22 protein-coding genes and 1 pseudogene are annotated in these 21,381 nt (G+C 45.5%); 17 read left to right on the top strand and 6 right to left on the bottom strand.

Going from position 1 to position 21,381, the window contains the following annotated elements:
• Positions 1-2: 2 nt before the first annotated feature.
• Positions 3-260 (top strand): hypothetical protein, encoded by a 258-nt coding sequence (locus C400_RS0120545; RefSeq protein ID WP_016819465.1) that lies wholly within the window; start codon positions 3-5, stop codon positions 258-260.
• A 128-nt stretch (positions 261-388) separates the two neighbouring features.
• Entirely contained in the window at positions 389-1,204 is an 816-nt protein-coding gene (locus C400_RS0120540) for a DUF2935 domain-containing protein (RefSeq protein WP_016819466.1), read from the top strand.
• A gap of 202 nt (positions 1,205-1,406) precedes the next feature.
• Here the strand turns inward: C400_RS0120540 and C400_RS0120535 are convergent, their stop codons facing one another.
• Positions 1,407-1,949: a GNAT family N-acetyltransferase gene (locus tag C400_RS0120535; protein WP_016819467.1), complete on the bottom strand. Its 543-nt coding sequence runs from the start codon at positions 1,947-1,949 to the stop codon at positions 1,407-1,409.
• A 470-nt stretch (positions 1,950-2,419) separates the two neighbouring features.
• Between C400_RS0120535 and C400_RS0120530 the strand changes: the two genes are divergently transcribed.
• Complete coding sequence (locus tag C400_RS0120530; protein WP_017428049.1) at positions 2,420-3,019, top strand: dienelactone hydrolase family protein; 600 nt, start codon at positions 2,420-2,422, stop codon at positions 3,017-3,019.
• Positions 3,020-3,077: 58 nt separating this feature from the next.
• Positions 3,078-4,244, top strand: a complete 1,167-nt coding sequence (locus C400_RS0120525; RefSeq protein WP_049885701.1) for a hypothetical protein — start codon at positions 3,078-3,080, stop codon at positions 4,242-4,244.
• 12 nt (positions 4,245-4,256) lie between these two features.
• Here the strand turns inward: C400_RS0120525 and C400_RS0120520 are convergent, their stop codons facing one another.
• Complete coding sequence (locus C400_RS0120520; RefSeq protein WP_016819470.1) at positions 4,257-4,946, bottom strand: ArsR/SmtB family transcription factor; 690 nt, start codon at positions 4,944-4,946, stop codon at positions 4,257-4,259.
• Between the two features lie 98 nt (positions 4,947-5,044).
• Here C400_RS0120520 and C400_RS0120515 point away from each other — a divergent pair, with 98 nt between their 5' ends.
• The 3 genes from C400_RS0120515 (at position 5,045) to C400_RS0120505 (ending at position 8,987) form a co-directional block, all read left to right on the top strand.
• Positions 5,045-5,683, top strand: a complete 639-nt coding sequence (locus C400_RS0120515) for a flavin reductase family protein (protein ID WP_017428047.1) — start codon at positions 5,045-5,047, stop codon at positions 5,681-5,683.
• A 152-nt stretch (positions 5,684-5,835) separates the two neighbouring features.
• Positions 5,836-7,128 (top strand): homocysteine synthase, encoded by a 1,293-nt coding sequence (locus C400_RS0120510; protein ID WP_017428046.1) that lies wholly within the window; start codon positions 5,836-5,838, stop codon positions 7,126-7,128.
• A 194-nt stretch (positions 7,129-7,322) separates the two neighbouring features.
• Positions 7,323-8,987, top strand: coding sequence for a CoA-disulfide reductase (locus C400_RS0120505; RefSeq protein WP_017428045.1), 1,665 nt, complete (start codon positions 7,323-7,325; stop codon positions 8,985-8,987).
• On the opposite strand, the gene C400_RS0120500 is transcribed toward C400_RS0120505, so the two are convergent.
• Positions 8,972-9,340: a VOC family protein gene (locus C400_RS0120500; RefSeq protein WP_016819474.1), complete on the bottom strand. Its 369-nt coding sequence runs from the start codon at positions 9,338-9,340 to the stop codon at positions 8,972-8,974. The genes C400_RS0120505 and C400_RS0120500 overlap by 16 nt on opposite strands.
• A 141-nt stretch (positions 9,341-9,481) precedes the next feature.
• Here C400_RS0120500 and C400_RS0120495 point away from each other — a divergent pair, with 141 nt between their 5' ends.
• The 8 genes from C400_RS0120495 (at position 9,482) to C400_RS0120455 (ending at position 16,889) form a co-directional block, all read left to right on the top strand.
• Positions 9,482-9,814: a hypothetical protein gene (locus C400_RS0120495; protein WP_016819475.1), complete on the top strand. Its 333-nt coding sequence runs from the start codon at positions 9,482-9,484 to the stop codon at positions 9,812-9,814.
• Positions 9,815-10,153: 339 nt separating this feature from the next.
• Positions 10,154-10,276, top strand: a complete 123-nt coding sequence (locus tag C400_RS28475) for a hypothetical protein (RefSeq protein ID WP_016819476.1) — start codon at positions 10,154-10,156, stop codon at positions 10,274-10,276.
• A 97-nt stretch (positions 10,277-10,373) separates the two neighbouring features.
• Positions 10,374-10,682 carry a hypothetical protein gene (locus C400_RS0120485; protein WP_017428042.1) on the top strand — a complete coding sequence of 103 codons (309 nt, stop codon included), beginning with the start codon at positions 10,374-10,376 and terminating at the stop codon, positions 10,680-10,682.
• A gap of 717 nt (positions 10,683-11,399) precedes the next feature.
• Entirely contained in the window at positions 11,400-11,855 is a 456-nt protein-coding gene (locus C400_RS0120475; RefSeq protein WP_017428040.1) for a MarR family winged helix-turn-helix transcriptional regulator, read from the top strand.
• Between the two features lie 155 nt (positions 11,856-12,010).
• Positions 12,011-12,889: a (Fe-S)-binding protein gene (locus tag C400_RS0120470; RefSeq protein ID WP_017428039.1), complete on the top strand. Its 879-nt coding sequence runs from the start codon at positions 12,011-12,013 to the stop codon at positions 12,887-12,889.
• Between the two features lie 121 nt (positions 12,890-13,010).
• Positions 13,011-14,513, top strand: coding sequence for an HD-GYP domain-containing protein (locus C400_RS0120465; protein ID WP_017428038.1), 1,503 nt, complete (start codon positions 13,011-13,013; stop codon positions 14,511-14,513).
• A 173-nt stretch (positions 14,514-14,686) separates the two neighbouring features.
• The gene (locus tag C400_RS0120460; RefSeq protein ID WP_017428037.1) at positions 14,687-16,132 is read left to right on the top strand and encodes an ATP-binding protein; all 1,446 of its coding nucleotides are present in this window, start codon (positions 14,687-14,689) and stop codon (positions 16,130-16,132) included.
• Between the two features lie 37 nt (positions 16,133-16,169).
• Entirely contained in the window at positions 16,170-16,889 is a 720-nt protein-coding gene (locus C400_RS0120455; protein ID WP_017428036.1) for an NAD(P)H-binding protein, read from the top strand.
• A 78-nt stretch (positions 16,890-16,967) separates the two neighbouring features.
• On the opposite strand, the gene C400_RS0120450 is transcribed toward C400_RS0120455, so the two are convergent.
• Positions 16,968-18,233, bottom strand: a complete 1,266-nt coding sequence (locus C400_RS0120450) for a DUF4179 domain-containing protein (RefSeq protein ID WP_017428035.1) — start codon at positions 18,231-18,233, stop codon at positions 16,968-16,970.
• Complete coding sequence (locus C400_RS0120445; protein ID WP_017428034.1) at positions 18,230-18,757, bottom strand: sigma-70 family RNA polymerase sigma factor; 528 nt, start codon at positions 18,755-18,757, stop codon at positions 18,230-18,232. Before C400_RS0120445 ends, C400_RS0120450 begins: the two co-directional genes overlap by 4 nt.
• Positions 18,758-19,026: 269 nt before the next feature.
• Between C400_RS0120445 and C400_RS0120440 the strand changes: the two genes are divergently transcribed.
• Positions 19,027-19,407, top strand: coding sequence for a RidA family protein (locus tag C400_RS0120440; protein ID WP_013308546.1), 381 nt, complete (start codon positions 19,027-19,029; stop codon positions 19,405-19,407).
• An 84-nt stretch (positions 19,408-19,491) separates the two neighbouring features.
• A pseudogene (locus C400_RS0120435) lies at positions 19,492-20,474 on the top strand (undecaprenyldiphospho-muramoylpentapeptide beta-N-acetylglucosaminyltransferase).
• A 97-nt stretch (positions 20,475-20,571) separates the two neighbouring features.
• Here C400_RS0120435 and C400_RS0120430 read toward each other — a convergent pair.
• Positions 20,572-21,327 carry a tryptophan-rich sensory protein gene (locus C400_RS0120430; RefSeq protein ID WP_016819486.1) on the bottom strand — a complete coding sequence of 252 codons (756 nt, stop codon included), beginning with the start codon at positions 21,325-21,327 and terminating at the stop codon, positions 20,572-20,574.
• Positions 21,328-21,381: the final 54 nt, after the last annotated feature.

Below are 21,381 nucleotides of genomic sequence, written 5' to 3'. Positions count from 1 at the left end.
GAATGAAAATATTTGAGGTGATCGTTGTGAAACGTACATATAAAGTATTGAAGACAGATATGGAACTGTTCGGAGCCGCTTTGGTCCAGGCGCATGTATATGTGGTATCCGTTGATGAGGAATTACGCGTGACATTTGAGGATTATGGGGGAATAGTAGAGGAGATTAAGCCAGAATCGGTCAAGATTGCAGGTAAAATTTTTATGAGAGACCAGCTTGAGTTTCGGGTAGACTTGGTAGCGGAAGAAAACCCTGAATGATTTAATAACTCCGGCTCAATTTCGAAATTGGATTCGTATGAGACGTTGAACTTCGATATTCATAATGACCTGTTATATCCCATATGACTAAGTAAGTACTTTTTTGCTCATTTAGAGGAGGGATATCATTGGATGCATTTGTTTCACGCTCATTAGATGAAATACGTTTTTGGTCCAGGATTATGAAGGAGCATTCCTTTTTTCTGGGGTTAGGCTTTAGAGCGGAAGATACTCAACTTAAAACAGAAGCCAATCGGTTTTACGCTATTTTTGAGGATATTGAGAAAAGATCGTATGAATTTAATATCAATACAGATCCTTATACAATCAAAGAGTTTAATACGGAAGTACAGAATGCGGCGACAAATATTTGGGCATTTAAGAGGATGGTATTGGGGCTTATATTACAATGCAAACTTCCTGGACAAACCAATTTTCCCTTACTGGTAGACCATGTAAGCCGGGAAGCGAATTATTTCAGAAATCGTTTAGGGGAACTCAATTCAGGAACGCTTGAACCATTACCCGATGCTATTATTGATGAAAATATTTTTTTCTTAAAGATCATGGCCGATCACGCAAAATTCATAGGCCATTTGCTGGATCCATCCGAACGCAAACTGGTTGAACAAGCTAGGGAGTTTAGTAATGACTTTGATACACTGATGTTTCAGGCGATTGATTTAAGTTATATGCGTCCACAGTCGCAGACCGTTCCACTTCTGAGTCAATTTGTGGATGAAAACCGTATCTCTGTTAAGTCCTTGCGAGATTTTAAGAAAACAGCGCGTGATTTGATTGACGAGTGCCGAATAAAAAGCATTATCCATCCTCTATTAGCCGATCATGTATTTCGTGAAGCTGAGCGCTTCCTCTTTATTCTCGAAATGTTTGATCAGTCCTTATCCGGCGTTAAGGTGAATAAGAAAGAAATCATGCACTGAGATTCCCAGCAAAACGAATATAGTTTCTGTAAAATGTGCATTGGAAATAAAGTTTTAGATTGAGCAAAAATTCAAACAGCGGCAGAACAAGACTTAAAAAGTAAAGTCTTAGACTGTCGCTGTTGTCATTCAACTAACGCATTCTAATAGGTTGTCATAACTTTTCTTTTCCATTAACTTTCGAGACCAATATTCACTAAACTTAGATATCCTCTGATGGATTGATAATCGCCAGAACCTGATGGTCCTCCCACTTTCCATTAATTTTTACGTTGCTTCGAGAAATGCCTTCTTTGTGAAAGCCAGCCTTCTCAAGCACACGGATGGACCCTGGATTCCGAGGAGAGGCTTCTCCGACGATCCGATGAAATTTTAGTTCATCGAAAGCGTAGCGAACCACCTGCTTCACCGCCTCCGTCATATAACCCTTGCCGTTATAGGCTTGGTCTAGGCTGTATCCGATCATACAGCTCTGAAGTGGTCCCCTTACTACAAAAGATAGACCTATGCTGCCTATAATCTGATTGTCTTCTTTGTGGCACACCACGAAGGAATATTTCCGATCCTCTACCATGTCAGCCTTACTCTTAATAATCGTTTGGAGCTGGTGCTCCTCCGTATAGTGCTCTTCTTGGTGGTTTGGCGAAAACGTATCAAAGAATTCCCGATTGCGTTTGTACATTGCTGTCAATTCTGTGACGTCCACTTCTTCTGGGAACCGGACGTATACTTGCTGCTCCGACATCTGTATCCTCCTTCCATACGATAATACTGAGAGAATTATATCATAGGGTGAAGATGTAGAATTGATTGGATGAGTGGTGTATGCCAGGTAGCATTTCTCAAGATTTCATCTAAAAATATATAGCGAAATGATCATATTGGATATAGTATTTTCTAAAAAAGGGAGGTTAGGAAGTATGAATAATGCTTACGAAGTGCTCGAAGAGCGAATATTCGAATGGGGAACTTCTAATGATGAAATATAGCGATTTATATCGTAGGGTCCCGGGCAAGAGAGAATAAGCCCTTTGATGAGTTTTCTGACTCGATAAGACGGGAAATGGAAACCAAAATCATCCCTCAGACCACAACAATCTCAGGTACTCCTTCAATATCTGATGAGGCTTTTCTGCAGGTTGTTAATATAAGAGTATAAATATGCGTATCCGGATGAATTGTTTTCCCATATTCAAACCTGGTTAGGGGGGCAACATGATAAGCATAGATAAGAAGTCGGACACCCTCATTGTCGTGCTGCATGAGATTTATGGAATCAACCAGCATATACAAAATTTTTGCAGCTTATTATCAGATGAGGGTTATGACGTGATTTGTCCAAATTTAATAGGCAAAGAAACGCCTTTTGACTATTCGCAAGAGGAAGCTGCCTATGCTCATTTCATTAAAAATATAGGATTCGAACGTGCTTCTTATCATACTGAAAGTTTATTGTTAAGTATTCAAGCTCGCTATAAAAAGGTATTTATCGTCGGATTTAGCATCGGGGCAACGATTGCCTGGCTGTGTAGCAAAAAAAAAATTGTTGATGGAATCGTAGGATACTATGGCTCTCGTATTCGAAATTATTTGGAAATAACTCCACATTGTCCAACACTGCTTTTTTTCCCACAGGAAGAAATATCATTTAATGTGGATGAGCTCATTTCAGCTTTAGACAACCATAATATCCGGGTACATAAATTCAGCGGACAGCATGGATTCAGTGATCCGTACTCTCCCCGATATCACGTACATTCAGCTCAGCAATCATTTATCGAAATGGTAGAGTTCTTTAGGAAGATTGATCAATAAAAGCAGTCGTTTGCTTCCAGCCCACACCTTTTTCACTGTTCTGGGGAAACGCACAGTCATGATGTGCGGATTAGTCATATGTATATACATCATTGACTATGAAAAGGAGATGTATGTGGCTGTGGCTACCTTTTATCAAGCCTTCAAGCTGAAGAGTCGGATATGGCGAACGATGCTCAAACGGAACGGAGTAACAGGGATTGGAGTAGGTTATGCTGATCCCAATAGACCGGCAAAGGGCGCGGCGATTGTGGTATACACCTTGAGAAATCTTTCGGCTGTGACGCAAACCAAATTGCAGGCAGTAACTCATAATATAAGTCAGGCTTCTGTGGTACCTATCCGAATTTTAGGTGTGGGTTCCTTCAAAAGGGAGGCGGCGACTCCTACCCAAACGAACCCACGCCAAAGATGGCGCCCCGTGCCCGGTGCGGTCAGTGTAGGAACGACGGTTCCCACCACTGCAGGAGGAACCGGAGGACTCATTGTTATTAAGAATAATACTTTGTTTATTTTGAGTAATGCCCATGTCCTAGTCCCAACGAATACAAACCAATTTCACAATACCATTCAGCCTTCTCCGGCAGATGGCGGCAGAACGGCGGATCAGATCGGGAGAGCTTTTCAATTTGTCCCGCTTACTACGACAGGTGTTAACTTTCAGGACTCTGCCATAGCTATTGCCAATTCAAATAGTCTGCTTAATCCGAGGTATCTGATTAACCAAAGTGGTGGTCTTATTACCGTGCCTGGGCACTTATTGAGCTATCGTCTGGGAATGACGTTTAAAAGAATGGCTAAAACAAACGGCTTCGCCAGAGGAGTCGTGGAGGCGATTGGCGTGGAACAAAGAGTGAGGGGCGATTCGGGAATCGAGATTTTCCGTGATCAAACCGTCATTCGTTTTACCCAGGGACGAACTGGACCTGGAGATTCGGGTTCCGTATGGCTGAATGACAGTAACGATCGGCTGAACAATTATGCAGCCGCAGTTCATTTTGCTGGATCTACCGATGGAATGCGTTCTGTATCTTTCCCAATTGAACGGGCGATGAGAACCTATGGAACCTTGGTTGCCATTCCGGCTGCTGCTGGAGGCTATAAAGCAGGTGTGGCAAAAGGAAAGGCCCCAAAAAACAATTATGCCTATGTCCGGCCATTGACGAGAAAACAAAGGTCCTTGTCCCCAGTCATAACATCCAATGCGAAACAAGAAAAGCATTAGAACTATGATTACTTAGCCGATCTCTATCGAAAATACCTCTTTAAAACCTCTTTTACCCTCGGCTGTAATGCGTATCGCTCGGGTTGTGGGCAGATGCTCGACCCAATGTAATTCGAATAATCTGTCTAGAAGAGCACTTCCTAAAGCACCGGCAAGATGATGGCGTCGTTCACTCCAATCCAGGCATTTATGTGAGAAGGAGCGACGCTTTTGTCTTGTATTCTTGAGGTTGATCTGAAAGTCAGCAAAGAAAATCTCTCCTTGTTGGGTGATATGAAGTCCGTCTTGATCCTCGGAAAGAATCCCCTTTTGCATGAAAAAACTCATGATCTGTACGCCTAAATGACCCGCAACATGGTCGTAGCAAGTTCTTGCCAACCGTATGGCCTCGTTTTCGGAGGCTTGCTTCAATGACTTGATTGGAACAGGTGGAGCTATGGACAAAAGTGACTCCATCACCTGGGCAACCTCGGGGTCTTGAATGCCATAGTAACGGTGCCGCCCTTGTTTTTCTACAGTAATGACTTGTGCTTCGGTCATTTTAGCCAGATGGAAACTGGTGGTTTGCGGTTTGATGCCTGCCATATGGGCCAGTTCACTTGCCGTGTGGAATCTGCCGTCTAATAGAGCGGTGAGAATGGCTGCACGGGAAGGCTCGCTGACAAGAGAAGCAATCATGGCTACATTTGATTTGGTACTCATGGCACGGTCATCCCCCTTTGTAATCCATACTTCGATGAAGGTTGAAATGTTTACATTTTACAATAAGGAGGCAGATCTGAACAGAAGGAGAATAAAACATGGACCCAATGAATCCAATAAATCAGATGAATTACAGCCCAAGCATAAAAACGATAAACCCTAGCATTTTATATTACGGAACCCCTGTGATTTTACTCAACACGCTGAATGAGGATGGAACGACCAATATTAGCCCTATTTCCTCCTCATGGGCATTAGGAGATTGTGTGGTACTAGGCATTGGAACAGGTGGCAAAGCATTAGAAAATATGGAGCGGCATCCCGAATGTGTAATCAATGTTCCTGGGCCTTCCATGTGGGAAAATGTAGAGCGTTTGGCTCCTTTTACAGGCAAGAATCCCGTTCCAGTGGAAAAAGAGAAAAATGGATTTTCATATCAAAAAGATAAATATGAGATCAGCAAACTGACTGCGATTGACTCGAATAGGGTCAAGCCCACCCGAATCAGGGAGTGCCCTATTCAAATCGAAGCCACAGTGAAGGAGATACGGATTCCTGACCATTCTCCTTATTTTGCGATCGTCGAAACCCAAGCCGTACAGGTGCATGTTCATCAGGATATGATCCGCGGAGAGAATCATATTGATCCGGCCAAGTGGAGCCCGATCATCTATAATTTCCGCCATTATTTTGGTCTGGGTGAGCATTTGGGCAAAACCTTCCGATCCGAAACCTGATGTTTCAACAAAATTATTATATCCTACCTGAATAATGAGAATTATCTTCCCAAATCGTTCTTTTTGTGCGAGAATAGTTGAAAAATCATCCAAGACTACGCATACAGGAAGAGACGATTCATACAGCACGTATAACAAGGGAGGCAATAATCATGTCAGAAGAACGCAAGCTGTCATTCGAAACCCTCGCTGTCCATGCCGGACAAGAGATTGATCCTAATACCTTTGCCCGCGCCGTTCCGTTGTACCAGACCACTTCATATGGATTTCGGGATGCCGAGCATGCGGCTGATTTGTTCTCGCTGAAAGAATTCGGCAACATTTATACGCGTCTGATGAATCCGACTACGGATGTATTCGAGCAACGAATTGCCGCACTGGAAGGCGGAGCTGGCGCGTTGGCCACAGCTTCGGGAATGGCGGCGATTTCCTTCTCCATTCTGAACATTGCAGGAGCTGGAGATGAAATTGTATCGGCCTCCAGTCTGTATGGCGGTACATATAATCTGTTTTCTACTACACTGCCGAAATTGGGTATTAAGGTGCATTTTGTCGATTCGGATGATCCGGAGAATTTCCGCCAAGCCATCACGGATAAAACGAAGGCCATATTTGCCGAAACGATTGGCAATCCACAGGGAAATGTGCTGGATGTAGAAGCTGTAGCGGCGATTGCACACGAATATGGTATTCCGCTGATTGTGGACAACACGTTCCCAAGCCCCTATTTATTACGCCCTATCGAATATGGAGCAGACATTGTTGTGCATTCGGCAACCAAGTTTATTGGCGGACACGGTACGTCTCTTGGCGGGGTAATCGTGGACAGTGGCAAGTTTGACTGGAAAGCGAGTGGTCGTTTCCCCGGACTGACTGAGCCGGACCCAAGCTACCATGGAGTTGTGTACACCGAGGCGGTGGGACCTATCGCGTACATTATCAAGGCACGGGTGCAATTGCTGCGTGACTTGGGAGCAGCCATTTCTCCGTTCAATTCATGGCTACTGCTTCAAGGCTTGGAAACATTGCATCTGCGGCTGGAAAGACATAGTCAGAATGCCCTGAAAGTAGCGCAATACCTCGAAAGTCACAAGGATGTGGAGTGGGTCAGCTACTCTGGATTGCCGAGCCATCCATCCTATGAGTTGGCCCAAAAATATTTGCCAAAAGGACAAGGGGCAATCTTGACCTTTGGTATCAAAGGCGGGAGTCAGGCGGGAAGCAAGCTGATTGCGAATGTAAAGCTGTTTTCTCATCTGGCGAATGTTGGCGATTCCAAGTCTTTGATTATTCATCCGGCAAGCACAACCCATCAGCAGCTGAGCGCAGAAGAACAGGTGGCTGCTGGAGTCAAACCGGAGCTGTTACGTTTATCTGTCGGGACCGAAGCGATAGACGATATTTTGTATGATCTGGAGCAGGCAATCGCGGCCAGTCAACAGTAATAAACAGTAGTTGGCGGCTAGTTAGCCCAGTGAGATAAGGCATTTTTGCAGCAGTCGCAAGTGATTTGTGATTCCAATCGGGTTTCGTTTAGGGTTTGAGCAGGCGGGGGGTAACCTCTGCCTTTTTTGTTTGTTGACATCATACCCCCATAGGTATATATTATACCCCATAGGGTATATGAGGAGGAGAAGAAATGGGTAAGAGGATAGTTATTATTGGCGGGGTAGCAGGTGGAGCTTCTGCTGCGGCGAGATTGCGTAGATGGAATGAGGAAGACGAGATTATTCTGTTTGAACGCGGTGAGCATGTTTCTTTTGCAAACTGTGGTCTTCCCTACTATATTGGGGGGACAATCCAGGCACGGGAGAAGCTGTTTCTCCAGACGCCTCAAGGCATTAGAGACCGATTTAATATAGATGTTCGGGTGCTGAAAGAAGTAATACAAATAGACCGCGAGCATAAGCTTGTCCGTTACCGCGATATGATCACAGGAGAGATGGATGAGCAGGTGTACGATATTGTGGTATTGTCGCCGGGAGCCAAACCGATGATACCAGACATTCCCGGACTACATGAAGCTACAAATGTATTTACGTTAAGAAACATTCATGACACCGACCTTATTAAGGCATATGTAGATGAAAGGCAACCCAAGCATGCCACGATAATTGGTGCTGGATTTGTTGGGCTGGAGATGGCTGAAAATTTGCGGGAGCGTGGACTTGCAGTAACCGTTATGGATAAAGGACAACAAGTGTTGAATCCGCTTGACCCTGAAATGGCCAAACTGGTGGAACAGCATATGCAGCTGAACGGGGTGGAGATGCGTTTAGAGGAAGGAGTCGCAGCTTTTGAAGAACAGGGTACACGGCTACGTTTGACCTCTGAGGAGATGCTTCAGACGGATATGGTTATTTTGGCGATTGGCGTTGTGCCTGAAAATGAGTTGGCCAAGCAATGCGGATTGGAACTAGGTTTTCGCGGCGCTATTCAGGTGAATGCACAGCTGCAAACCAGTGATCCGTCCATTTATGCGGTAGGTGATGCCATCCAGGTCAAAGACCGCAATCATGGGTTTGCAACGATGGTATCGCTGGCCTGGGGAGCCAATCGGCAGGGGCGTTTGGCAGCGGATCATATTAATGGTCAGCCGATTTCCTATGATGGTGCGCTCGGAACATCCGTAATTAAGACCTTTGCATTGACCGCAGCTTCTACAGGTAACAATGAAAAAACATTGCAGGGGCTAGCTGTTCCTTATCAGGCTATTCATATTCATCCTGGTTCACATGCCGGTTATTATCCCGGCGCATCACCCATTTCGATGAAGCTGCTCTTTCATCCGAAGACCGGGATGATCTACGGAGCGCAGGCTGTTGGAGCTGACGGAGCCGACAAAAGGATTGATGTTATTGCGACGGCGATTCGCGGCCATTTAACCGTCCGTGAGCTGGCAGATATCGAGCTTGCTTATGCACCTCCTTATTCTTCAGCTAAAGATCCAGTGAATATGGCGGGTTACGTAGCTTCGAACATCCTGGATGGGCTGGTCCAGACGATACAGTGGCATGAAGTTGACGATTTTTACCGCAATGGTGGTCTTGTTATTGATGTCCGGGATGCGATGGAGCTACAGGGAGGAGCGATTCCAGGTTCTATTCATATTCCTCTGGCCGAGATCAGAGAGCGGATGTCGGAAATTCCCCGTGATCTAGAGATCGCGGTATCCTGCCAAGTCGGGCTACGCGGCTATCTAGCGGCCAGAATTCTAACCCAATCCGGATATCGGGTGAGAAACGTTGATGGCGGCTACAAGACGTATTCAGTTATGGCTAAACGTAATCATCTTTTGAAATAGTTCATCACCCATCCAATTTGATTCAGATGATCCGTTACTTCGCCGTGCAGCGCACCAAAGAAGGTATCTTGTAGTTCTACAGTGATGGTACCTTTTTCGGATAGTGCATGGTAGGCCTGTTTAAGCTCATCCTCACTCTCACAGTCGAGAATGATTTGGACATGCTGTGCTTTCAACGGTTTACCATAGGAATCGGAAAAATGGATATGGCTGCTGCCCAGGTGCAGTTCGGCATGTAAGAGCCTGCCGTCCTGCTTGTTCAGTACTTTGATTTTCCCGCCTAAAACAGATTGGTAGTAGTCAACCGACTGCTGCACATCGTTCACAATGACAAAAGGACTTGCACTTCTCATCAGATCAATTCCTTTCATTTCTTCTATGTAGGTTTGTCTGCTACTATACATTATTACATTCTCGGCAGGGTTTAGCCCTTTTCTGATTAAATTTATGGCTTGGTTCACTGTGTGACGTCTGTTACAATAGAAGAGGCATATATGATGGATAGAAAAGAGGTCGAACAGGTGGGCACTTCAGCGATTTGGGAAGCAGTTATCTATTGGGTGATCTTGGTGATTTCTGCTCTGTGTGTAATTGCAGTATCTGGTAGTCGTAAGACCGCAAGCACAATTATTTTGGCACCCGTTGTTTTGTTCTGTACCATATTTATGATGCAGGGCTCGGTGTTTACTGCTATGAAGCACCCGACCATGGGGGCTAATGTCGGCTTGGGTATGGCGTTTCTGACCACATGGGTAGTCAGCGGAATATTGTTTGCTATAGCGCTTGTGATTGCTTTTATTAAATATAGCAAAAAGAACAAGGCGTAGTTCAGCCTTAACCTCAGATGAACAAAGGCTTTCGGTGATGTACCGAAAGCCCTTTTTGTATTCTCAGTTAACCATAGAGGATGTCTTCGTTCATCTGCGTCTTCTCATGAGCAAAACAACGATCAGCGCAATGATGATCACGATCAATAGAAACTTCATATTCGATAACCTCCTTGATCTGTCTCCTATTTGATATTAACCATTTTTGATAAGTGTGCACCGATGCATCCTAAGCAAGTATCTATTGTCAAATGTTTGGCGAAAATGTGATTGTGGGATCAAAAAGAGGTTTACAGGCTTAGCTGGAAAGTGTATACATAAAGTAAGGAGGCGATTGCCATGAGTGATCGTACATTTCATTTGTTTTATATTATTTTCTTGACGGTTTTGGCGCTTGGAAGCGTTGGAGGAATCTCTTGGTGGTTGCGCTCTATCGGTCGTCAGGAAAAGGAAAAAAACTAAATTCAGCATGGGCATACAAGCCCGTATGCATCTTCCAGTAGGAGGGTGCATTTTTATGTGTTATAATGGGAACATATGTTCTTAGGGAGGGGTAACGATGTTGCCGGATTTGGAACGGAAGCTACTACGTATTTTGTATAATTATTTTGCCCAGCATCGCCATATGCCTACAATGGCTGAATTGTCAGCAAAAACGGGTAGGCGAGACTCTGAAATTACAGCTGCATTGCGACATATGGAACAAGAGCGCTATATCACATGGGAAACTAACACAGGTACCCAGCATATTGTTTTACTGGAAGGATGGGAGCGTCCTTCCAGCTACAAGTCTGCCCAAGTGGAAGCTGGACGCCCTACTACCCAAAAGATACAGTCCGGTAGTATGGAATATTGGACGAACTATTAGTAGCCATATAAAGCTGGAAAATTAATGAGTTTTTAAGGTGCATATCATTTTGTTTTAAGAAAGCAAGACTATAATGACCCTATTAACCCCTTTTTGATCAAGCTATAGGCCCTGTCGATGTATCGGCAGGGTCACTTTTTTGTTCACAGATGCGTTTTCCGTATATGAAAAATCCCCCGGGGATCATCCGGAGGATCTGCGCAGCTTGCGTATACTGCACGGCCTGCTCAAACTTCATCGTTTGACGGCATAATATATATTTAACCCCTGCTACCTTGTATTATATGGTCAGCATGTTCATAAGGGGCAGTCTGATTCCTCTGTTCATTTTCCAAACGACAAAAGCCCTACCTCTCTTTCGTCCTTGCGGCTCCGATGACCGCGCCAGTGTGAATGTGAAAATCTTCGGCAAAAGCTCAAAATTCTACATTAGGGTTATACATAAAATTTGGAGAAGCTCCATGCGGTGATAGGAGTATAGCTTCTTGCGTGGAATCCTATGGGGTTAATACATACTAATACAGTATAACAATAATGATTCTAAAACACAAGGGATTTTTGGTTTTTTTGATTGTAGACTGGAAATAATGCACTTTCTGCAATGGATTAGACTTATTTTCATTTGCAGAGAATAGAGGCTGTGATAAATTGCCCTGACAGAGCGTACGAATTTTGAAATAGTGTAGTTACACGAAAAGATGGAAGGAAACAAGAACTATGACTGCGTCAAGGAAAGACAAAAAAACATCACAGAATAACTCGCCCTCAGTCTGCACATGCATTAATCTGCGTCGTGCCTCGATGGCTGTAACAGGGCTGTATGACCAGTATCTGGCTCCAAGTGGACTCCATATCAGCCAGTTTTCGCTGCTCAAGCACTTAACGGTACTGGGACCGGTAAGCGTAAGCGAATTAGCATCGGAGATGCGACTCGACCGAACCACGCTTGTGCGCAATTTGAAGGCCCTGGAGCAAAGTGGGTATGTGGAGGATACATCCGCTGAGGGAAGCCGGAACCGCTGCCTTACCCTGACAGAGAGAGGAAAAGCGTTATATAACGATGCAGCAGAGCTCTGGGAGGAGGCGCAGTTATTTTTACAGGAGTCACTGGGAAGCGCCGATTTGCAGATATTGACCGCACTGTTATCCAAAATTGAAAAATTGAGACTGTGATTAGCCTTCGCCTAATAAGGGAGGCCATGCTGACCTATTCGTGTATATACACGAATAGGGGGTTAAGATATGTAACGCAGCCACTCATCGGTCACCGGGTATCCGCCAGGAATTCGAGAGAATCACAATAACTTAAGAAGAGGGATGTGGATAGGATGGTAACGCCCGTACCAGACATGAAAGAACTTATCGCAACCGAGATGAAGGCCTATGTGAGCGAAGAGAAGGGCAATTTCTGCGAAGAATTACAGAGCCCTTACTACGAGGAACCGATTATTCAATTTGCAGAGGCCAATGATCCTTTGTTTGAGGATTATAAAAGAGTGGTGGGCCCCGACCATGCTACGCCGCAGGAAGCCTTCGAACGGACCTTCGGCACAGGAAGTTTTGGTGGAGGCACCGTTGTCAGTGTTGTGCTGCCGATCAGTGAGACGATTCGCAAGGCCAATCGTGCGCAAAAAGCAAGAGCCTCCAGAGAGTGGGCGCTACTACGGACCTTTGGCGATGAATATTTTGTGCGTTCGGCAAGGCACCATTTGGCGGGATATCTGACTGGACTTGGCTATCGAGCTGTGGCGCCGCTGGATACGGATTGGTACAACATCCACGGTGCCACAGGTGGTCCAGTCTCTAATTGGTCGGAACGGCATATTGCGTATGCAGCCGGTCTCGGCACCTTCAGTATCAACGATGGCTTCATCACCGAAAAAGGAATTGCCATCCGCCTGCTGTCTGTAGTAACGGATCTGCAGGTGCCGCCTGATGTCAGAGTATCCTCGAACCTGAGCCATACCGGTAACTGTCTGCTGTGCAGCAAAGGCATTTGTGGTGTGTGCATTACTCGCTGCCCTGTGCAGGCCATCAGCAAGGAAGGCGGTCATGACAAAATCGCCTGCATGAAATTTGTGTACGGCGAGGAATCTCGAAAGTGGGCAGTGTTAAACGGCGGTGAGGCTGAATCGGGTGCCGGTTGCGGACTTTGCCAGACCAAGGTGCCCTGCGAAAGCCGGAATCCGATGCGGACCGCTCGCTAGTGTTATTTTCCTAGGATTCATGCAAATTGCTCATGGAAGAAGGTTAACTTTTGACGGCTGGACTCCGATATTGAATACAAAGATATTTTATGAGCGTACGGATGAAAAGAGGGGTAGCATTTTGCCGATCTATAAGCGCTTTATTCAGCATGTTATCCTGAACTATATTATAGGTTCATTTATTGCTGTACTACTGGTATGTATGATTTTTGTGTTTTCCACGTTAAATGTAGCCCACTATGAGCTTTTGGGTCTTGTCAAAATTGTTGCATTTTCCAGCGTCATTATGATTGTATGTGAAACCATAGTGTTTCGAATGCACTTAAGACCCGTTCATCGTTTTTTCCAAGGCAATCAGGAGACGCTCAGGGATGTAGAAGCGGTGTATATCCGGGTTCATCATCTGCCTAATTTGTCCGTTTTACGTATTGTTGGACCGCATTTGCTAGGCTTCTCTATCCCGGCAGCCGTCATTGCATTATGGATGATACATACTGGACAACTTACCTTTCCCTTTTATTATGTAGGAATCGCCTGTATAGGAGCTTGTTTGGTCGCTTCCATGCATGCACTGGTTGAATTTTTTCTGACCATGAGAGCAATCAAACCGCTGCTGGAGGAGATTCGGGATCGAACCTATCAGCAATATGGATTGAACCTTTCCCTGCGAGGTCGAGTTCTGCTGTCACTTCGGCATAAATTTCAGTTAAGTGCAACGTTAATTGGTGCTTTTCCTCTGTTTCTGTTTTGTTTAGCTACGCAGATTCGGCTGGAACGTTTGGAGGCGACGGATTCCGGCTCCTATTGGGCATGGGCGGGTACGATTTTAATTTCTGGTGTAGCCTTTGCTTATTTGGGAGGCAGGCTGCTAACCCGTGAGATCGAACAGCCGATCCATCACTTGTTGGAAAAAATGAATGAAGTGAAGGAAGGCCGCCTGAACAGTAACGCCAGTGACTTGTATTCGGACGAATTTGCGGAGCTGGTCGAAGGATTTAACATGATGATCGAGGGCCTGAAGGAACGTGAGGAAAAGAACGGTCAGCTATTAGACAGTTACTTTGCCACCTTGGCTGCAGCGCTGGATGCGCGGGATGCCTATACCGCAGGACATTCGTTGCGCGTGGCCGAATACTCTGTACTCATTGGGCGAAAGGGCGGCTTGGGCGAGACGGATCTTGATTTGCTGCGTAAAACAGCCTTGCTGCATGATATCGGTAAAATTGGTGTGGCTGACGCTGTGTTGTTTAAGGATGGCAAGCTGACGGACGAGGAGTTTGACCAGATTAAAATGCACCCGGTTATGGGAGAAAGTATTCTTCGGCAAGTAGAGCCGGCTTATGCTATGGCCCCTTATCTGCCTGGCGTGCGCTCGCACCACGAGCGTTATGATGGCAAGGGATACCCTGACCAGCTCTCCGGGGAAGACATCCCACTATTTGGGCGCATCATAGCCGTAGCAGATGCCTATGATGCGATGACGTCGGATCGTCCCTATCGGAAAGGTATGAAGGAAGAGAAGGCGGTTATGATATTGGAAGAGGGTAAAGGGACCCAGTGGGATCCTTACTTTGCCGAATTATTTGTCAAGGAGTGGCGCCGGAACAGAGGCATTCCAAGCTGACTCTATAGATACTCCCACTAGGGCGAGCCATTGCGGTTCGCTTTTTTTATACACACACGCAAGCCTCTTGGATATGTCGAAAGATGGGGCTTCATGTTATGATGTACGAGTAAGGCAAAATCGGCTAGCATAGGCCTGGCATCCAATTTCTCGCGCAATGGGAGTGTGAATCCATGCAATTTTCAACGATGTTTATAATGAATTTGGGGATGCTGATTGCCGTTGCCTATGTGGCGAACGTGATTTATAAATATGGCTTGAGTCGTACGTCTAGGCGGTTCAAATATGTCAGCTCAGTGTTGCTGGTGGTATTTGGCGGATGGGTCAGTTCTTGCTTTGGCTTTAATTTCAATGAAACGGTTATTTTCGATCTGCGTTTTGTTCCGCTCATTATCGCAGCATTGGTGTATCCCCGTTCCTACACGCTGATTATTATTGGGGTAGCAATCGGTCTTACAAGATTTACCTTCGGTCTGAATATGGCGGCGTGGGTCGGCTTTCTGAATATGAGCATTTTGGGCATATTATGCGCCGGTTTGAACTACTGGATGCGCCGCTCCACTTGGCGCTTGATTATTAAGGCATCTGTAACCATTTTAGCGGTTAATATTGTAAATACGTTAAATATTGCCTTCCTGGGCGTCATTCCCTGGCGCTATTATGTAGCAGAGGTCGTTCCTCTTACACTGCCTATCGGCGTTATCCTCAGCTTTTTATTTGCACTGATATTACGTGATTTTCAGATGGAGCAGCAGCGAAACTATCAGATTCAGCAGGCGAATGAGTTGTTGTCAGAGCAGCGTGATCAGCTGCAAAAGGCAAAGATTATTTTAGAGGAACGCGCCAAGCAGCTGATGATGGCTTCCCAGTATAAATCGGATTTTATGGCAACGATGTCGCATGAGTTACGTACACCTCTTAACAGCATCATTAACCTGGCACAGATTATCAATGAGCAGGGAAAAGAGCTGGATGAGGACGAGCTATACCAGTACAGTGATCTAATTTATGCCTCGGGCCATGATTTGCTCCAACTGATTAATGACATTCTGGACTTATCCAAGGTCGAGGCTGGGCACATGGAAATCGTAAGTGAGCCAGTCAGTGTGCGTGAGATTGCGCAGGGGATGATGATGCATTTTGATGTCACAGCGAAGGATAAAAACCTGGAATTCAGCCTGAACGTGCATGAACATGTACCGGATGAAATCCGATCCGATTCCAAACGAGTACAGCAAATTTTACGCAATCTATTGTCCAATGCCTTTAAGTTTACTCATGAAGGACGTGTATTGCTGGAAATCAGCACACAGCATCTGGATCGAAAGGGTCAGGAGGGAGATTGGGTTGTATTTGCTGTAAAAGATACAGGCATCGGTATATCCAAGCTTCAGCAGCATGTTATTTTTGAGGCATTCCAGCAGGCGAACGGTTCGATTAATCGTAAATATGGTGGAACCGGACTGGGGTTGTCCATCAGCCGTGATTTTTCCCGCTTGTTAGGCGGATTTATCCGTCTGGAGAGTGAAGAAGGCAAGGGAAGTACTTTTTCCCTGTACCTGCCTATGTGTCCGTCCGACAGCAAGGAGGCGGACGAACAGCCGTTTAAATTAACCTGATCGCAATCATGGGACAAGGAGCGTTAGGAGGTATATCATGGAACGTAAAGCGGTCGTTGTGGGTGGCACAGGGCTTGTCGGGGGTTATGTTGTACGGGAGCTACTGGTGCAAAAAGAATACACCCGCGTCATGGTTTTGGGCAGGCGTCCATTGGACATCAAGCATCCCAAGCTAGAGCAGGCGCTCATCGACTGGGAACAACCACAGAAGTTGGCCTTCGCCCTCGAAGGGGTGGATGATGTGTTTTGCTGCCTTGGGACAACGATGAAAAAGGCTGGCTCTAAGGAGCAGTTTCGACAGGTGGATCTGGACTATCCGGTTCTGACAGCCCAGTTGGGCAAAGAGGCTGGAGCAGTACAGATGCTTGCGATCTCTGCGATGGGCGCTGACCCGGATTCACGTGTGTTTTATAACCGTACTAAGGGTGAGGCTGAAGAGGCGCTTGCCGCGATCGGATTGCCTGCACTGCATTTGTTCCGTCCGTCGCTTATTTTGGGAGCGAGATCTGAACGACGATTCGGCGAAGCCGCTGCCACGATTGTCATGAAAGCGCTAGATGGCCTAATGACGGGCAGGTTCGCTTCCTATCGTGCCATTCCCGCTTCGTTCATCGCACGAGCTATGGTACGAATTGCTCTCGCGCAGGCGAGCGGTGTACATATTTATCCGAATGACATCATTCGGGTCATCGGTGCAGAACTAACCTCCGATGATGAGGAGCCTGGTACAGGAACAACTCCTGATGACAATGTCTAAAACCACGCTTAAGATTTAGAAATGATAATAACGCCGCTATTGCCCAATGATTCGGACAGCAGCGGCGTTATTCGTGTTTTATGGGTGGTTTGTATTTTGCGGCACATCGATCGTAATTTCTAATTCATCGATGTAATGGCGTGTCCAGTTGCCATTAGCATCGAGTAGGGCGCTACCTCCTGATTGGGTTGGCAAGATATATGGCTTGAAAATGATCTTCTGGGGAGTGTCCACAAAAGGAGTAAACAGTGTGATCATTTTGCTGTCACGTTCTTTGGTATGGGGAACTCCAGAACCGCTCAGCAATTGAAGTTCTCTTCCCTGCTCGTCGAATACAGCATAATCGAGTATATCCAATTCCTTTTTGGTGTACTGGATCGTGTGTCCATTCTTCATGTTATTGTACTCTCGTTCCACGGTGTACTCATCCGGCATATGTGCAATATCGGTCAGCATTTTGAACGATGTTGTAATCTTGGTCGTGATAGGGGTCATTTCTAACTTTTCTACCGTAAATGCAAGATAAGGATTAGATTTGCTCATTTGCGGCTGAAGTATCTTGTTATTTATTTTAGTTTTGTGAACCGTGGTTTGTATGCGGAACGGCTCGAATACACCTTTTAACTTTGCATATACCTCTAGCTCAAACTGATCTGGTAAGGCGGCTTTACCACTGGCAGGGTCACGCATATACGCAATCAGCATAGAATTATTGTCTTTGCCCGGACGACCATACATGAGATTAAAGGCGCTACTGTTGCTGTCGACCGACGTCCCATTGATGAACAGGTCTATTTTCTCCACTATATCCTCTTCCTGCCCTTGCGTATTGGTAGTGGGATACAGGGGTTCATGTTGTGAATCCCCACCGCTTTTTTCCAACGCTACGACCAAGCGTGTCCCATCAAATATGATTTGAGGTACCTTCAATGTAATACCGTCATGGGTAACGCTGAGATTCGATGAAGTGGCCAACCCTTTCTGGTCAGCGGTTTGCAGCCCAAGATCCCCGGCTAGCTTGAACACGCTATCGACAAGGGGGACCTGTTTCAATGATTCCGCCATTGTAGGCGAAACATAGGCGCTGCCAATGATCATAACGCCAATGAGCGCTGCAGAAGCAGCGGTAATTGCAGTTCTCCGAAGAAACCTTTTAACGGGTCGATGAGAGGATGAACGGTCGGGTAGCAGGTCAGAATCTGATTCCATTTGTGCATAAAATGCGTCTAGGCGTTGCCTTACCAAATCAGGGATGTCTGCCATATCTGCTTCCAAGTTTTCTTTTTCCAATTGTAATTTCTCATCCAGCTTTTGTTCCTGATTCTCATACTCTGAAGGATTCATTGAAAGGTCACCTTCCTTTCTCCGCGATTTTGTAGCAGATCCATTAATGTTCTGCGAGCACGGTGCAATCGTGTTTTGACGGCACCCTCTGATAGGTCCAGTAGCTCTGAGATTTCCCTGATCGGCATATCACGCAAATAATGCAGGGAAATCACGGTTCGCATGGATTCCTCCAAGTGGTCGATGGCCTCGCGTAGTTCGATTTTTTCATATCCGCCCGAGGTGGACGGTTCCTTTATAAATTCCGCCACGGGTACAACCCGTTTTTGCTTGCGGATTATGAGATAGCACTCATTAATAAGGATGCGAAGCAGCCATGTTTTAAAATAGCGAGGTTCACGCAGCTCACCCAGAGACTTGTATGCTTTGAGCATCGCTTCTTGTATTGCGTCCGCGCAATCCTCATTGCTGCGAAGAATGGAACGCGCCATGCCATACATATCGGATTCCATCTGTTTCATCAAGGCGACGAACGCCTTGCGATCCCCGTGCCTTGCTTGGTATAAGTTTGTTTCGAGATTCAAAGGATGGTGCTCCTTTCCCGTCTATACTAGCTATGATCAATGTAATTGTACCTGTATTTGAATTTGTACAATCTAGTGTGTAGCAGGTTACAAGAATTAGATGATACATGGGCGCTAAAGGTTACAGCGGAAATAAAAAAATATAGCACCATCGCAGTAAGGTATCTTTAGAGAAACCTAACGTGTCAAACCGTCGCGCGGAATAGTGGCTTTGGACTTCACATGCTATAATACGGTGAACCAGTATCAGGAAGGAGAATCCAACCCATATGAAAAAAACAATTGCTACTGAAAAAGCGCCTGGTGCGATCGGACCTTATAGCCAAGCCGTAGAGGCAGGCGGGTTTATTTACACCTCAGGACAGCTTGGACTGAATCCGGCAACAGGTGAGTTCGGCAAGGATGTACAGGAGCAGGCTCGTCTGTCCTTGAGCAATGTACAAGCCATTTTGGAAGCGGCCGGCAGCAACATGAACCAGGTTGTGAAAGCGACTGTATTCCTGAAGGACATGAACGATTTTGTCAGTGTCAATGAGGTGTACAGTTCCTTCTTCGAGCAACCATACCCAGCACGGAGTGCGGTGGAGGTAGCTCGTCTGCCTAAGGACGCACTGGTGGAGATTGAAGTCATTGCATTGAAGGGCGAATAAGTTACCAGGGTTCGTTCATATAATAAATAGTTTGCATGGAACCGGGTGTCACTACTATAGTGGCATCCGGTTGTTTTGAATGTAATGCGTGTTGTTCGGAGTGTCCAATACATAGGCTCTGAACAAGGGATTGAAAGAAAACTGATCTCTGGATTAGAAGACGTGTGTTATTTTAGTGTCGCAACCGGGAAATTACGCAGATATTTTGACTGGAATAATGTTAAGGACCCTTTTAAAGTGCTTAAGGGAATTTCTCAAGCATACCGGATTATAAAGAAAAACCGAATATTATTTTTTCAAAAGGCGGGTTTGTTTCCGTTCCTGTGGTATTGGCTGGGTGGTTGAACAGAGTCCCCGTCATCATCCACGAATCCGATCTTACCCCTGGATTAGCGAATAAGATTTCCAGCATGTTTGCTACCGAAATTTGTACTACTTTTCCTGAAACAGCTGAATATTTTCGCTCAAAGAATACCCGATATATTGGTGCTGTTGTGAGAGATGAGTTAAAAGAGGGGAAGGCGGCCAAAGGGTTAGCCTACTGCGGTTTTACTCGAAATAAGCCCATTATGCTCATCATGGGTGGGAGTTTAGGCTCCAAGAAGATCAATGAGCTGGTTTGGCTGAATTTAGAGGCTTTGCTCGCTCAATTTCAAATCGTGCATATTTGTGGTAAGAACCAAGTGAATGATTCTATTCGTACGAATGGTTATCAGCAATTTGAATACATAAACGATGAACTGGCGGATGTAATGGCGATGGCAGATATGGTTGTTTCCAGGGCAGGTTCAAATTCCATTTTTGAATTCTTGACGTTGCGTAAGCCTATGCTGTTGATACCTCTTTCAAAAGCAGTCAGCAGGGGGGATCAGATTCTAAATGCAAAATCATTTAAAGCACAAGGATTGTGTGAATTTTTAGAAGAAGAAGAGCTGGAATCTGAACGCTTTGTTGATATGATTCTTCGTTTGTATGAAAAAAGGTTGGATTACATTCACAATATGGAGAAAATTAATACGGATCAATCGACAAGCAAGCTTTTAGATTTGATTAAAGTCTATGCCTGATCATATTTTAGAAAAAACAAAGCAAGCGAGCTTGGGCTAAAATGATTCAGACCCATGCTCGCTTGTGCTTATTGCTAGGAGATGATATTCGTTTCCTTTAATCCCGGTCTCGATTACGGGCAAAGAATAGCCATAGCGCGTACACCAGGATGATTGCCGACAAGATCCATGCAGCCAGCCGTACATTTTCATTGTGTGGATGCTCGATGGCGATGGCGACATAGGCCCATACAAATACAAGTGGGTAGATGCTGTCACGATAAGGAAAGCTGACCAAGATGGCCAATACGGTGCCAATAAACAGGATGATGATCGCCCATATCGTATCGCTGAGACCCCAGCCACTCCATTCATTCTTTTCCAATGCTACTGCAATGTTGATGATGGTAGCGACAGATACCCAACCGAGATTCAGACTGAAAGGAAGCTTGACGAACCACATTTCTCCGCGAGTTGGCTGCGGTGTACGAGTACGTGTATATACGATGAATAGGGAGAGCAAGTATAAAATAATGACGATCACGCACAGTTCTACGTATACATACTGCCATAGGAAAATCCAGATGATGTTGAAGAGACAGCTCAAAATAAAGAAAATACCAATAGATTGAACGCTTGTCTTGGCTTGCCCTGTTGATGTAGCTTGGTACACGGCAAAACAGGCGAGTAGCACGTAGATGACCGACCAGATGGAAAAAGCGTAACCTGCTGGCGTAATTAAGGTAGGATACATGTTGGATACAGCAGCGGTGCTTCTTCCGCCAATAGGAAGTGTAGAAGCCAAAATATTAACGAGAACGACAGCGATGAATGCAATAATATTCCACCATTTATACGGATGGCTTCGTGACATAGGAATAACTCCTCCTCAACAAATGATGTTCAAAATGACCGACTGGTCACTATC

It is taken from the genome of Paenibacillus sp. ICGEB2008, assembly GCF_000307675.1.
In the GTDB taxonomy this organism is placed as follows: Bacteria; Bacillota; Bacilli; order Paenibacillales; family Paenibacillaceae; genus Paenibacillus; species Paenibacillus polymyxa.
The sequence above is the reverse complement of the archived record's forward strand: the minus strand, read 5'-3'. Positions and strand labels throughout refer to the sequence as shown.